The sequence below is a fragment of the Polaribacter marinaquae genome (genome assembly GCF_038019025.1).
GTDB classification, from domain to species: domain Bacteria; phylum Bacteroidota; class Bacteroidia; order Flavobacteriales; family Flavobacteriaceae; genus Polaribacter; species Polaribacter marinaquae.
Genome location: NZ_CP150496.1, coordinates 1,876,593 through 1,889,568 on the forward strand (window position 1 = coordinate 1,876,593; position 12,976 = coordinate 1,889,568).

Here is a 12,976-nt window from a genome sequence, read left to right on the forward strand (position 1 = left end):
CAAAGATTGGGTTTTTTGTTCCAAAATGAAAGTCATACTTATTCACAAATCCCTTGAAGTTTTTAACAAAAAGACAAAAATTATGATTTTCGTTAAATTTTAACACTATTTTATTTTACTAAAAATCAACCCATTAAAACAGTAAAATTAGCTAAACCATTGCTACTATTGACATTCTTAAAACGTAATTTAAAAAGTTTTTTTTATCAATTTTATTTCAGATTTGGTTTTTAAAATTAACTGTTTTCTCTTAATTAAATTTTCATTAAAAAAGGTTATTTAGAATTTTTAAAGATAACAGAAGACTACTTAAATTCTTTTTGCTACCCCATTTTTGAAGTATCTTTGCAAAAAGACTTTTCTAATGAAAAATAGGTTTCCAAAAATTGTACAAATTGCTATAATTTCTGTTTATTTAATATTTTTAGCGGGTTCTGTTGTTAGAATGACAGGTTCTGGAATGGGATGTCCTGATTGGCCAAAATGTTTTGGTTATTACATACCACCAACATCCGAAGAACAAATTACTTGGCAACCAAACACCAATTATAAAAAAGGAATTATAATTATAAAAGACGAAGTTTTATTTGTTGCAGAAAAAGACATACAAACTGCAACAGACTTCAACATTAATAATTGGGTAAACTATACAAAACACGATTACGCAAAATTTAACAAATACCATACTTGGACAGAATACATAAATAGACTTGCCTCTGTTTTATCTGGTTTTGTTTTTCTATTTTTAATATACAGTGCTATTAAAAATAGAAAAAAAGACAAACGAATTACTTGGTTAGCTTTTGGCGCATTTTTTCTAATGCTTTTTGAAGCTTGGTTAGGTAAAACGGTAGTAGACACAAATTTAACACCTACAATTATTACCATTCATATGGTGGTTGGCTTGATAATTATTGCTCTTTTATTAAAATTAAATTTTATTGTTACTAATAAAAAAACAACTTTTAAATACAATTCCGTTTTTAACAAACTACTAATAGTTTCTGTAATTTTTTCTTTGATTCAAATTGCAATGGGAACCCAAGTAAGACAATTTATTGATGAGCAAGTAAAATTATATGGCTTCGAAAACAAGAATTATAGTTTAATGAATCCTAGTTTTAAATTTTACTTTCATAGATCTTTTACTATTGCAATTGTATTGGTAAACTTCGGTATGTTGTACTTAAACCAAATTAAAAACCTTGGTTATAAATTAGTAAATTGGATTGTTGCCTTAATTTTTATCGAAGTAATTTCTGGTATTTTAATGTATTATGCAGAAATTCCTTTTGGTACACAAGCAGTGCATTTATTGGCAGGAGCAATTTTATTTGGTTTACAATTTTATTTATGGCTTCAAAGTAGAAAAACCATAAATAATTAATAGCTAATAATTTTTATTGATTTAAGGATGCGCGTTCACCCAAACTTCGCCATCAGAAAAGTGTTCTTTTTTCCAAATTGGCACGGTTTCTTTTAAAGTATCAATAATAAATTCGCACGCTAAAAAAGCTGCTTTTCTATGCTTTGACGATACCGCAATAATTACCGGAATATCTCTTATTTGTAATTCGCCTTCTGCATGATGAACAGCTACTTTTTTTACATCAAATTTTTCGAGTGCTAAATCTGCAATTTTCTGCATTTCTTTTAGCGCCATCGGTTTATACGTAGAAAAATCTAACTTTTTTACTTCTTTGCCTTCTGTATCGTTTCTAACAGTACCTACAAAAACAGATATGCCACCGCAAGAATCGTCTTCAACAAAAGCATAACAAGCATTTAGATCTAATTTTTCTGATGTAATTTTTATTGAAGTTCTCTGCATAATTTTTTAAATCTAAAACAAGTTAAACGCTTTTAGCAAAAATAATAATTCATGATGTATCTTTGCAAACTAATATTTTATACTTCAAAAAAAATGAAAAGTGTCTTTAGAATTGTTAGCTTGTTAGAAGGAGTTTCTTATTTACTTTTACTTTTTATAGCAACACCTATTAAGTATTTACAAGGCGATGCTTCTTATGTAAAAATGTTAGGTATGCCACACGGAATTTTATTTATGTTGTACATTGTTTTAGCAATTGTTATTAAAAAAGAAATGAACTGGAACAATAAAACATTGGCTATTGTTTTAATTGCTTCTGTAATTCCTTTTGGAACTTTTTATGTCGATAAAAAATATTTAAGATAATTGCTAACCTCCACTAACTGGCGGAATAATAGCAACAACATCATTTTCTTTTAAAATTAAATCGTCTTCTGCATATTCTTCATTTACGGCAATTGCATAAGAATTTATATTTTCTATTGACGGATGTTTCTCAATCAAAAATTGCTTAAAATCTTTGATTGAAAGATTGTTTTCTATGACAAAGTCTAATTGGTTTTCTCCTATCAAATCAGAAGTAATGCCAAAAAAGAGTGTTTTTATTTTCATGTATATTATTTAATTAAAAAGGCTAAATCTAAACAAAAAGCCATTTTCTGATACGCCATTATAGTTAGACATTACATAATCTAATCTTAAAAAGCGCCATTTACCAAAACCTAAATTATCTAAACCAACAGAATATTCTGTGTAAGGTTTTGCATCTGCCATTACCATTGCTTTAGAACCTGCTACCAAGTAAAAATTAAGCTTATTTAATACCGGAATTTTACCTAAAATTGCTCCTCTAAAATTATGTTCTAAATGGGCTTCTGCATATTTATCATTAGAGTACAGTTTATAATAATCTAACAAACCAAAACTACTAATTCCTGCGGTTTTTAAAGGATATGTTAATTCGTTTCCGTTGGGTTGTAAATAATCCATAAAAGCAATGTTTTTCTTTTTTAAGAAAATTCCTGCCCTTAAATTATATCTAAAATTACCATAATTACCTGCATTTACAAAATGATTAATGTTTGTTGTAAATAAATCAGAATTTAATTCGGAATTAGAAGCTCCAAATCTTTTTCTATATCGAATACTTACAGTCGGATATTTATTATTTCCTATATTTTGCTTGCTATCTGGGTACGATAAGAATTTTTGACCAAAAACAAAACGTGTTCTTAAATCTAAAGTTGCAATTTTATGCTCTACAAAAGGGGCCGTATTAAAACCTGAGCGATTTAAAGGATTGTTAGATGTATAACCGCCGTTTTCTTCTTTTGAAGTCCAAGAAAAATCTGTGGTATTAAATAGCGGTTTTCTATTTGCATATTCTAAAGTTCCAGAAAAGTAAATTCCGTTTTTAATTTCTTGAGAATACGTAATTTCTGCAGCTTGTTTCTCGTAAATTTTCAAATAATTAAGATTACTCAATAACGAACTTAAAGAGTTGTTTAACCTAGCTATAGGATTTCTTTCGTTAAACTGTGGTGTTGTAATACCAATTTTTGCAAATAATCTTGGTCTAGAAATATTGTTCCATTTTTTAGAAAAATACACAGATGGCCTTATTTTTTTCTCAGAAAAACTATAATTAGCATTTACACCTGCACTCCACCACTTACCGGTATCATTTAAAGATTTAAAATAATTAAACCCAACACCTGTATAAAAACCTTGCACTGTATTAAATCCTGTTCTTAACAAAGGGCCGTTGTAAGAAAAAGATTTATCTTCGAAAGTATTATTAAAACTGTAACCAGTTATAGGATCTAACCAACCAAATTTATTGCCTTTTGCATCAATAGAATCTAAATACTTTTTAGATTTTCTTAGCACCTTAATACTATCTTTAACTTTATAATCTGTTACCTCTTCTAATGTTAAAGGGATTGGTCTTAACTTGTTCCAGAATAAAGTATCTTTTTTTGTGGCGCTATCTTCAAAAGACAAAACCTCATTTGTAAAAGTTGTTTCTGTAAAGTTTGGCTTAAAATTATAATCAGAATAGGTGTAAGAGAATTTCCCGCTTGGTTTAAAACCCAGAAAATTTAAATCGAAATCTAATGTTTGATTTATTAAAACCCAACCTTTTATTTCTTCGGAATAATTAAACCCTTGAGTTACTTTTAAAGTATTTACAATTGGAATGTTAGTTTGTGCACCGGTTGTGGTAACATCTATACCGTACAATGCCCAATCGTCTTCTACAATATAAATAAAACCTTCAAAAACTCGGTCATTTTTACGTTTTGGTAAAAGTTGTATTTTATTTATTAATTTTTGATTTTTATCATAAAAGGTTCCTACCAATTTATAGTTATAATACGTAAAAGCATTGGTAGAAATAGGAGAAACTAAACCGTTAAAAATTTCGATACTATTTTCGTATAAATCTAAATTAGACTCTTCCGCTCTATTAAAACTTACACCATTATCTTGACCAGACACTTTAGACGCAACAATTTTTTCTTTAAATTTTTTAGGCTTTTTTTGAAAAGAAATCTTAGAAAATGTTTCAGATAAATAAATAATTCCGCTTCTTGTAGAATCTAAACCTCCACCAAAATCGCCCATACTTTGTCCGAAAAATTTTTCTGGCGCATCTTTAATTCTTGTCAAACCTCTAGAGTAAAACTTAGCAGTATAATTTGCATACTTTTCTGTATTCTTATCTTTACTTTTTATAGCGTTTCTAATTATTCTATTTGCAGGATTGTCTTTTGTAGAAATAACTATTTCGTTTAATTGCACATTTTCTTCTTTTAAAACGGCATTTAATTGAAAAGGAAAGCTTGTAATTGTTACTTCCTTTTTTAAAGTTGTAAAACCAATAAACTGAAAAATCACAGTATACTTTCCGGGTTTTTTAAGGTTTAAAAGGTAGTTTCCTTCTTCATTAGTTGTAGTTCCTGTAATTGTATTGTTTAAATAAACACTTACAAAAGATAACGGATCTCCTTTTTGGTCTGTAACAGTTCCTTTTACTTGTGCTTTTAAAGAAAATGCAATGCATAAAAAGAAAATTAAAGTAATTTTTTTCATAAATAATTGAGGTTGATTGCTGCAAACTTAATTTTTAAATGCTTAGCAAATGTTTAATATTTGTTAAACGAAATATAAAATGTTCACAAAAAAGTAAGACTACTATTTTATGTAAATGGTTGCCTATTATTTATTTTTAGTGGAATCTCTAACTACTAAATCTGTATCTAAAACTACTTGTTTATGAGTTATCAACTTATTTGCCTTTCTACTTTTAATTTCTTTAAAAAGTAATTTAAACGCTTTTTTACCCATTTCTAATCCTGGTTGATTTATAGTTGTTAGGCTTGGTGATATCACCGAAGCCATAAACCAATTACTAAACCCCACAATATTTATATCTTCTGGCACTTTTACGCCTCGATCGTTAAATTCTTTCATAGCACCAATTGCAACTAAATCTGTGTTTATAAAAATTCCGTCAACATCATCATGATCTTTTAAAAGTTGTTTTGCATTGGCTTTTCCTTCTTCAAAACTCGCATCACCACATTCACAGGTGTAAACCAAAGAAACATCAAACTCTAAATCGTTATCTAACAACGCTTTTTTATATCCTAAAAATCGATCAATAGAATTTTGAGGAAGCAAAGGACCTCTAAAGTGAGCAATTTTCTTACAACCTATATCTATCAAATACTGTGTTGCAGTATAAGCAGCTTTTCGATCATCAATAATAACTTTAGAACATTTTACAACTTTAGCTATTTTATCAAACATCACAATAGGTGTTTGCTGATTTATAACTTTATTTAAATGTGAAAAGTCGGATGTTTCATTCGCTAATGAAATTAAAATTCCGTCAACTCTTTTTCTAAGTAGTAAATCGATTTGTTTTTGTTCTAATTCATACGATTCGTTTGATTGCAGAATAATAACCAAATAACCCTTTTTTTCTGCTTGCGCTATAATACCTTTAATTACAGATGAAAAAAAGTGATGCACAACCACCGGAATAATTAAACCTATAGTTTTAGATTCTTTAGTTCTTAAGTTCACCGCAAAAGAATTTGGCTGATAATTTAACAACGCCGCGGTTTCTCTAACTAGTTTTCTTGTTTTTTCACTAACATCTGGGTATTCTTTTAATGCTTTTGACACCGTTGTGATAGAAATACCTAACTCTTCTGCAATATTTTTTAATGTTACCAAATCTTAATCTGTTGATTTAAATTAAATTAGTACTCAAATATAAGCAATTAAATAAATCGAAAACGTTTTCGGTAAATCGAAAACGTTTTCGATTTATTAATTTGATAAAAAAATTGGGTTAAAATTTAACTTTACTTAAGAAATGATTAACTAATTATTAAATTCACAATCAAAAAAATGAAAAAACTAACAAATCTTAAAGGTTTACTTTTAATGTTATTCCTAGCAGGGACATCTACATTATTAGCACAATCTAGTATTTCTGGAACAGTAAAAGACCAAAACGGAGAATTAATTCCTGGTGTAAACATCATTTTAAAAGGAACCACTATAGGAACAAGTTCGGATTTTGATGGAAATTATGAAATTAAAAATATTAAAGAAGGTGTTTATACATTAGTTGCTTCTTCTTTAGGTTTCGACAATTTTACAAAAGAAGTTAATTTTAATTCTCCTAAAATTGTTTTAAACATCGTTATCGTAGAAAATGCACAATCATTAGATGAAATTATAGTTACTGGTGTTGTTAACCCAAAATCTAAAATAGAATCTAGTATTTCTGTTTCTACAGTTGGTATTAAACAAATAGAACAAGCTTCGCCAAGATCTGCTGGTGAACTTTTTAGAAACATACCTGGTATTCGTGCAGAATCTTCTGGTGGAGAAGGTAATGCAAACTTTAATGTACGTGGTGTACCAGTTTCTTCTGGTGGATCTAGATATTTACAGTTACAAGAAGACGGTCTTCCATTAATGCTATTTGGAGATACTTCTTTTGGTAATGCAGATAACTTTTTACGTATAGATTCTAATGTAGGTAGAGTTGAAGCAATTAGAGGTGGTTCTGCCTCTACACAAACTTCTAATGGTCCTGCTGGTATTATAAACATGATTAGTAAAACTGGTAGAACAGAAGGCGGTACAATCGGTGCAACTTATGGTTTAGACTTTCAATCTAGTAGATTAGATTTTGAATATGGTACACCTATTAGCGAAGGATTGTATTATCATGTTGGTGGTTTTATGCGAGTTGGCGAAGGACCAAGAAACATTGGTTACCAAGGTAATAAAGGTGGTCAAATTAAAGCCAATATAACAAAAGAGTTTAAAAACGGTTATGTACGTACTTATTTTAAATACTTAAACGATAAAACAGTTATGTATATGCCAATGCCAGTAAGTTTAACGGGTACAAATGCAAACCCAACTTTTGGAAACTTACCTGGTTTTGATATTACTTCAGATTCTCCTCATTCTGTAAATATCCAGAATACATATAGTGTATACGATGGGAATCCTACTCAAAACGATATGAGAAGCGGTAACAACCCAGTAAGTTCGGCAATTGGTGCAGAATTCTCTTTTGATCTAGGTGATGATTGGAAAGTAAACGGTAAAGCAAGATATTCTAACAATTCTGGTCAATGGAATGCTCCTTTTACAGCAAACGTTGGTACTGTAGCAGAAATAGAAGCTTTAGTTAGAGGTGCTTCTGGTGCAACTGGTGCTTTAACTTATAAAGACGGCACACCATTTAATCCTGCAAACGGATTAGCGCAAGATATTAGATACTTTGATGTTACTATCGAAGATTTAAGCAACTTTTTTAGCGATGTAAAAGTTACCAAAGCAATTAATGATAATATAGGAGTAACAGTTGGTATGTTTTCTGCAACACAAAACACAAAGATTGGTTGGCAATGGAGTTCTGCTATTTCTGAAGTAGCAGGAGATGGTAAAGCTAGACTTGGTATTTTCGAAGGATTTTCTGAAGGTGGTGCTTATTCATATGGTCAGCCAGTTTGGGGTAACTGTTGTCAAAGAAAATACAATACAGTACACAATGTAAATTCTCCTTATGTAGGTGTAGATGCAGAAATTAATGAAAAATTAAATTTTGATGGTAGTATCCGTTTCGAAAACGTTAATGTTAATGGTTCTATCAATTCTGGACAATTAAGTAATTTAGATGCAAACGGAGACTTAATCGGTTTTGATTATGATAGTGATGGTGAAATTAGTGACTTTGAATCTACAATACCAACTATAGCTGGTAACCCAGGACAAGCAATTAGCGACAATTATAATTTTGTTTCTTACTCTGCTGGTTTAAATTATAAAATCAACAACGGTACTGCTGTTTTTGGTAGATATAGTAAAGGTGCTTCTGGTAGAGCTGCAGATAGAAATAATTACGGAACAGATGGTTTAGGAGATGTTCAATTTGATGAAATTTCTCAATTCGAAGTTGGTTTAAAAAAGAGATTAAACAACGGAGTTTTAAATGTTACTGGTTTTGTAAGTAATACAGACGAAGGTATTAGTAACGAATTAAACAGAACAGTTGGTAATCCATTTAAAGCATTAGGTTTAGAAGTTGAATCTGCATTAAGTTTTGGTAACTTCGGTATAAATGGTTCTGTTACTTATACAAAAGCAGAAATTGATGGTGGTGCAAATCAAGGAAACACACCAAGAAGACAAGCAGATTTTGTTTATAATCTAGCGCCAACATATTCTTTTGGTACCAGTAAGCAACACTTATTAGGAATTACAATTTTAGGCACATCAGAATCTTACGCTCAAGATGATAACGATTTAGTTATGCCAGGTTACGCATATATAAACGCTGTAGCAAAAGTAAGTTTAACTAAAGGATTATCTTTAAGTGTAAACGCTAACAATTTATTTGATACAATAGGTGTTACAGAAGTAGAAGGAAACGGTAACATTGCTGGTGGTTTAGCTGCAGCAAGAACAATTTCTGGTCGTTCTACAACAATGACATTACAATATAGTTTTTAAAGTTTGAGTTAATAGTAAGTTTGGTTATTAAGAAAAGGGCCAACGTACATTCTGTTGGTCCTCTTCTTATTTTAAAAAATCATTTAAAAATTATACCATAATGTTAAAAAAACCTAGCCTAAGTTTTTGGCAAATATTAAACATGAATGTTGGATTCTTCGGAATTCAGTATAGTTTTGGCTTACAACAAAGTGCAGTTACACCAATTTACGATTTTTTAGGTGCAAGTCCAGATCAAATTCCAATTTTACATCTTGCTGGTCCTGTAACAGGTTTATTAGTACAACCAATTATAGGAGCATTAAGTGATAAAACCTGGAGCCCGAGATTCGGACGAAGAAAACCTTATTTTTTAATTGGCGCAATTTTGTGTAGTCTAACATTATTTGCTTTCCCTTTTAGTAGTTCTCTTTGGATGGCAGCCGGCCTTTTATGGATTTTAGATGCTGGTAACAACACCGCAATGGAACCTTATCGAGCACTAATCGCCGATAAATTAAACACAGAACAACAACCTTTAGGCTTTCAAATGCAAAGCTTTTTTACAGGTTTAGGACAAGTTTTGGCCAATTTATCTCTATTTATTTTTCCATTAATATTTATAGGAACAACTGGCGCATTACCAACCTGGGTTTACGCTTCATTTTTCTTAGGTGCTGTTTGCTCTATAGCAACTATTCTTTGGAGTATTAAAAAAACTAAAGAAATTCCGCCAACAGAAGAAGAGCTACAAAAACTAAGAGAAAAGAAAAGTATTTTAGAACCGCTAATAGAAATATTTTCTGCAATAAAGCACATGCCAAAAGTTATGTGGCAGTTAGCATTGGTTTATTTATTTCAATGGTATGCTTTATTTTGTTATTGGCAAAATTCTTCTAAAAGTGTTGCCCTTTCTGTTTGGAATGCGACTCCAGAAAACAAAGAAGCCTACAGCGAAGCTGTAAGCTGGACAGGTTTAGTTAATAGTTGGTACAACGTTGTTACATTTTTAGTAGCATTTGCATTGGTTGGTTTTGCTAAAAAATTCAGTCCTAAAAAAGTACACGCTTTCTGTTTAATAATTGCAGCAATTGGTTTCTTAGCATTCCCGCATATCGAAAATAAAAATTTATTATTCTTTGCAATAACAGGCTTTGGTATTGGTTGGGCAAGCATGATGGGTATTCCTTATTTAATGGTAGTTGCAGATATTCCTAAAGAAAGGTATGGCGTTTACATGGGCATTATAAACATGATGATTGTAATTCCAATGATAATTCAAACATTATCGTTTGGTTATATCTTAAAAAACTTTTTAAATAACGATCCTCGAAATGCAATAACCTTTGCAGGCGTTTTACTAATTATCAGTGCAATTTTTACGCTTTTTATTAAAAGTAAAAGCAATTTAAAAAAATAAAATTTTGAACAATAATAGAAATATAGACATTTTATGTGTTGGTGAAGTACTAGTAGATTTTATTGGTCATCAAACAGGTGTTTTAATTAACAATACAAGAGACTACCATAGATATCTTGGTGGTTCGCCTACAAATGTAGCAATGAATGCAGCAAGATTAGGGCTTAAACCAGTAATGGTTTCTACCGTTGGTAACGACGGTTTTGGCGAATACATTTTTAAAAGATTAAAAGAAGTTGGTGTTAATATAGAAAATATAAAGGTTTTAGAAAACAAACCTACAAGTGTAATATTTGTTTCAAAATCTGAAGGAACGCCAGATTTTATACCTTTTAGAGATGCCGACAGATATATTACTAAAGATCAAATATCCAAAGAAACATTATCAGATTCAAAAATATTTCATACTACTTGTTTTGCTTTAAGTAAAGAACCTGCACAAAGTACAATTCTAAAAAAAGCAGAAGAAGCATATAAATTAGGTTGTAAATTAAGCATCGATTTAAATTACGCAAAGAAACTTTGGGAAAGTAGAGATCAAGCTTTTAAAGTGATTGAAGCTTACTGTAAATTAAATCCGTTAATAAAAATTAGCGAAGATGATATGCTACGACTTTTTGAAAAAGAACTTCCTCATGATCAAATATTTAAGTTTTTTCATGATTTAAATGTAGATACAGTTTGTTTAACTTTAGGTCAAGACGGTGTAAAATTATCTCAAAAAAACAAAAAAGTAATTGCTTTACCTGCCATTAAAGTTGACAAAGTAATGGATACAACGGGTGCAGGAGATGCTTTTTGGTCGGGCTTTTTATTTGCTTACATAAAAGAAAAACCAATAGAAGAGTGTTTAAAAGTAGCATTACAACTTGCGGCATTAAAATTACAAAACGTAGGTAGATTACCAGACAACATTAATATTTTATCTAAACTTTTAGAATAATAAACAAATGAAGCTAGAAGAAAATAAAACTTTTAACGGAGTTATGTTAAACGCATACCCGGATAGTATTGGAGAGAAATTAGCAGACACTATTAATATGCTTAAAATGCCAGAGTTTAAAGATGTTTTCTCTTTATTCTACATTTTACCCACATTTTTTAATAGCGATTTAGATAGAGGTTTCTCTATAATCGATTACAATTTAAACACTAATTTGGTTTCTAAAGATGATTTAAAAGCTTTAGAAGAACTAAACATAATGCTAAAATTCGATATCGTTTTAAATCATTTATCTGTAGCTTCACCTCAATTTAAAGATTTATTAAAAAACGGAGAAAAATCTAAATACAAAGACTTTTTTATCAATTGGAATTCTTTTTGGGAAGGTAACGGAACAAAAAATGAAGATGATATAATAATTCCTAAAAAAGAATTTTTAGATAAATTGTTCATGAGAAAATCTGGACTTCCAATATTAAAGGTTCCTTTTCCAGACGGCACTAAAAAACCTTATTGGAACACTTTTTATCAAGACATAACATATCATAAAATTTCTTCTGAAGAAATATGTAAAATCACTAGTTTACCCTTAAACAAGGCTGCAATAATTTCAGAAAAAATAAACACAGCATTAGAAGCTAATCAAGATTTATCAACTATTAATTTTGATGATTTTAATGAGTTTAAAAATGATGTTTTAAACTTTGTTAATCAAAAAGCAACCTATTTAGGTCAAATGGATGTGAATGCAAAATCTGAACTTGTTTGGCAGTTTTACGAAGAAACTTTAGCCAAAGTTAAAAGTTTTGGTTGTAAAATTTTAAGATTAGATGCTTTTGCTTATTTACACAAAGAAATAGGACAAACAAATTTTTTTAACAAACCTGGCACTTGGACATATTTAGACAGAATTAATGAAATTGCTAAAAAAAACGACCTTATTTTATTACCAGAAATTCATGCAGAATATGGTTTAAATTTACATGATGAAGTTGCAAAAGAATCCTACCAAATTTATGATTTTTTCTTACCTGGTTTAATGATTCACACCCTAGAAAAAGCAAACAACAAAGCGCTTTTAACTTGGATAGACGAAATTATAACTAAAAATTATAAAACCGTTAACATGTTAGGTTGTCATGACGGTATACCTGTTTTAGATTTAAAAGGAAAAGAAGTTAACGGTAATTACAATAAAGGTTTACTAAAAGACGCCGAAATCGAAACTATAATGAATACAATTATGGACAGAGGCGGAAGAGTGAAAAATTTATATGATCCGTCAGGAAAAAAAATATCTTACTACCAAATAAATGCAACATTCTTTAGCGCTCTAGGCGAAAGTGAAGAAAAATTATTATTAGCTCGAGCAATTCAATTATTTATGCCTGGTATTCCTCAGGTCTGGTATTTAGATATTTTTGCTGGTAAAAATAATTATGCTGCAGCAGATAAAGGCGGAAGCGGTGGTCATAAAGAAATAAACAGAACAACGCTTTCAAATAAAGACATCGAAGAAGGCTTAAAAAAATATATTGTTAAAAACCAACTTAAACTTATGCGTTTAAGAAATACTTCTAGCGCTTTTTTAGGTAAAATATCTTGTAGTGCTTCCAAAGAAAATGAATTAGAAATTACATGGACAAACAAGAATGAGTTTGCAAGATTATCTGCAAATTTAAGTTCTTTAAATTTTTCTATAAATTATTCAGAAAACAATAAGATTACAGAACTGGTTTTTTAAACAACT

General features: G+C 29.9%; 10 protein-coding genes. 6 read left to right on the forward strand and 4 right to left on the reverse strand.

Annotated features, from left to right (window positions below):
* The first annotated feature begins 364 nt into the window (after positions 1-364).
* Positions 365-1,387 carry a COX15/CtaA family protein gene (locus WG950_RS08425; RefSeq protein WP_340931617.1) on the forward strand — a complete coding sequence of 341 codons (1,023 nt, stop codon included), beginning with the start codon at positions 365-367 and terminating at the stop codon, positions 1,385-1,387.
* 21 nt (positions 1,388-1,408) lie between these two features.
* Here the strand turns inward: WG950_RS08425 and WG950_RS08430 are convergent, their stop codons facing one another.
* Complete coding sequence (locus tag WG950_RS08430; RefSeq protein WP_077810808.1) at positions 1,409-1,831, reverse strand: molybdenum cofactor biosynthesis protein MoaE; 423 nt, start codon at positions 1,829-1,831, stop codon at positions 1,409-1,411.
* A gap of 93 nt (positions 1,832-1,924) precedes the next feature.
* On the opposite strand from WG950_RS08430, the gene WG950_RS08435 reads away from it, so the two are divergent.
* On the forward strand, positions 1,925-2,197 hold the full coding sequence (locus tag WG950_RS08435; protein WP_077810807.1) for a DUF3817 domain-containing protein: 273 nt from the start codon (positions 1,925-1,927) through the stop codon (positions 2,195-2,197).
* A gap of 3 nt (positions 2,198-2,200) precedes the next feature.
* Here the strand turns inward: WG950_RS08435 and WG950_RS08440 are convergent, their stop codons facing one another.
* The 3 genes from WG950_RS08440 to WG950_RS08450 all read right to left on the reverse strand — a co-directional run bounded on the left by WG950_RS08440 (position 2,201) and on the right by WG950_RS08450 (position 6,079).
* Positions 2,201-2,443, reverse strand: coding sequence for a MoaD/ThiS family protein (locus WG950_RS08440; protein WP_340931618.1), 243 nt, complete (start codon positions 2,441-2,443; stop codon positions 2,201-2,203).
* Between the two features lie 9 nt (positions 2,444-2,452).
* Positions 2,453-4,927 carry a DUF5686 and carboxypeptidase regulatory-like domain-containing protein gene (locus WG950_RS08445; protein WP_340931619.1) on the reverse strand — a complete coding sequence of 825 codons (2,475 nt, stop codon included), beginning with the start codon at positions 4,925-4,927 and terminating at the stop codon, positions 2,453-2,455.
* 126 nt (positions 4,928-5,053) lie between these two features.
* On the reverse strand, positions 5,054-6,079 hold the full coding sequence (locus WG950_RS08450; protein WP_079737905.1) for a LacI family DNA-binding transcriptional regulator: 1,026 nt from the start codon (positions 6,077-6,079) through the stop codon (positions 5,054-5,056).
* Positions 6,080-6,256: 177 nt separating this feature from the next.
* Here WG950_RS08450 and WG950_RS08455 point away from each other — a divergent pair, with 177 nt between their 5' ends.
* The 4 genes from WG950_RS08455 (at position 6,257) to WG950_RS08470 (ending at position 12,970) form a co-directional block, all read left to right on the forward strand.
* Positions 6,257-8,884, forward strand: a complete 2,628-nt coding sequence (locus WG950_RS08455) for a TonB-dependent receptor domain-containing protein (protein ID WP_340931620.1) — start codon at positions 6,257-6,259, stop codon at positions 8,882-8,884.
* A 100-nt stretch (positions 8,885-8,984) separates the two neighbouring features.
* Positions 8,985-10,283 carry an MFS transporter gene (locus WG950_RS08460; RefSeq protein WP_340931622.1) on the forward strand — a complete coding sequence of 433 codons (1,299 nt, stop codon included), beginning with the start codon at positions 8,985-8,987 and terminating at the stop codon, positions 10,281-10,283.
* A gap of 1 nt (position 10,284) precedes the next feature.
* Positions 10,285-11,226, forward strand: coding sequence for a carbohydrate kinase family protein (locus WG950_RS08465; protein ID WP_079737902.1), 942 nt, complete (start codon positions 10,285-10,287; stop codon positions 11,224-11,226).
* A gap of 7 nt (positions 11,227-11,233) precedes the next feature.
* Entirely contained in the window at positions 11,234-12,970 is a 1,737-nt protein-coding gene (locus WG950_RS08470) for a glycosidase (protein ID WP_340931625.1), read from the forward strand.
* Positions 12,971-12,976 lie beyond the last annotated feature (6 nt).

Coding starts and splice junctions, on each gene's coding strand:
- WG950_RS08425 (WP_340931617.1), top strand. CDS start 365: ATGAAAAATAGGTTTCCAAAAATTGTACAAATTGCTATAATTTCTGTT.
- WG950_RS08430 (WP_077810808.1), bottom strand. CDS start 1,831: ATGCAGAGAACTTCAATAAAAATTACATCAGAAAAATTAGATCTAAAT.
- WG950_RS08435 (WP_077810807.1), top strand. CDS start 1,925: ATGAAAAGTGTCTTTAGAATTGTTAGCTTGTTAGAAGGAGTTTCTTAT.
- WG950_RS08440 (WP_340931618.1), bottom strand. CDS start 2,443: ATGAAAATAAAAACACTCTTTTTTGGCATTACTTCTGATTTGATAGGA.
- WG950_RS08445 (WP_340931619.1), bottom strand. CDS start 4,927: ATGAAAAAAATTACTTTAATTTTCTTTTTATGCATTGCATTTTCTTTA.
- WG950_RS08455 (WP_340931620.1), top strand. CDS start 6,257: ATGAAAAAACTAACAAATCTTAAAGGTTTACTTTTAATGTTATTCCTA.
- WG950_RS08460 (WP_340931622.1), top strand. CDS start 8,985: ATGTTAAAAAAACCTAGCCTAAGTTTTTGGCAAATATTAAACATGAAT.
- WG950_RS08470 (WP_340931625.1), top strand. CDS start 11,234: ATGAAGCTAGAAGAAAATAAAACTTTTAACGGAGTTATGTTAAACGCA.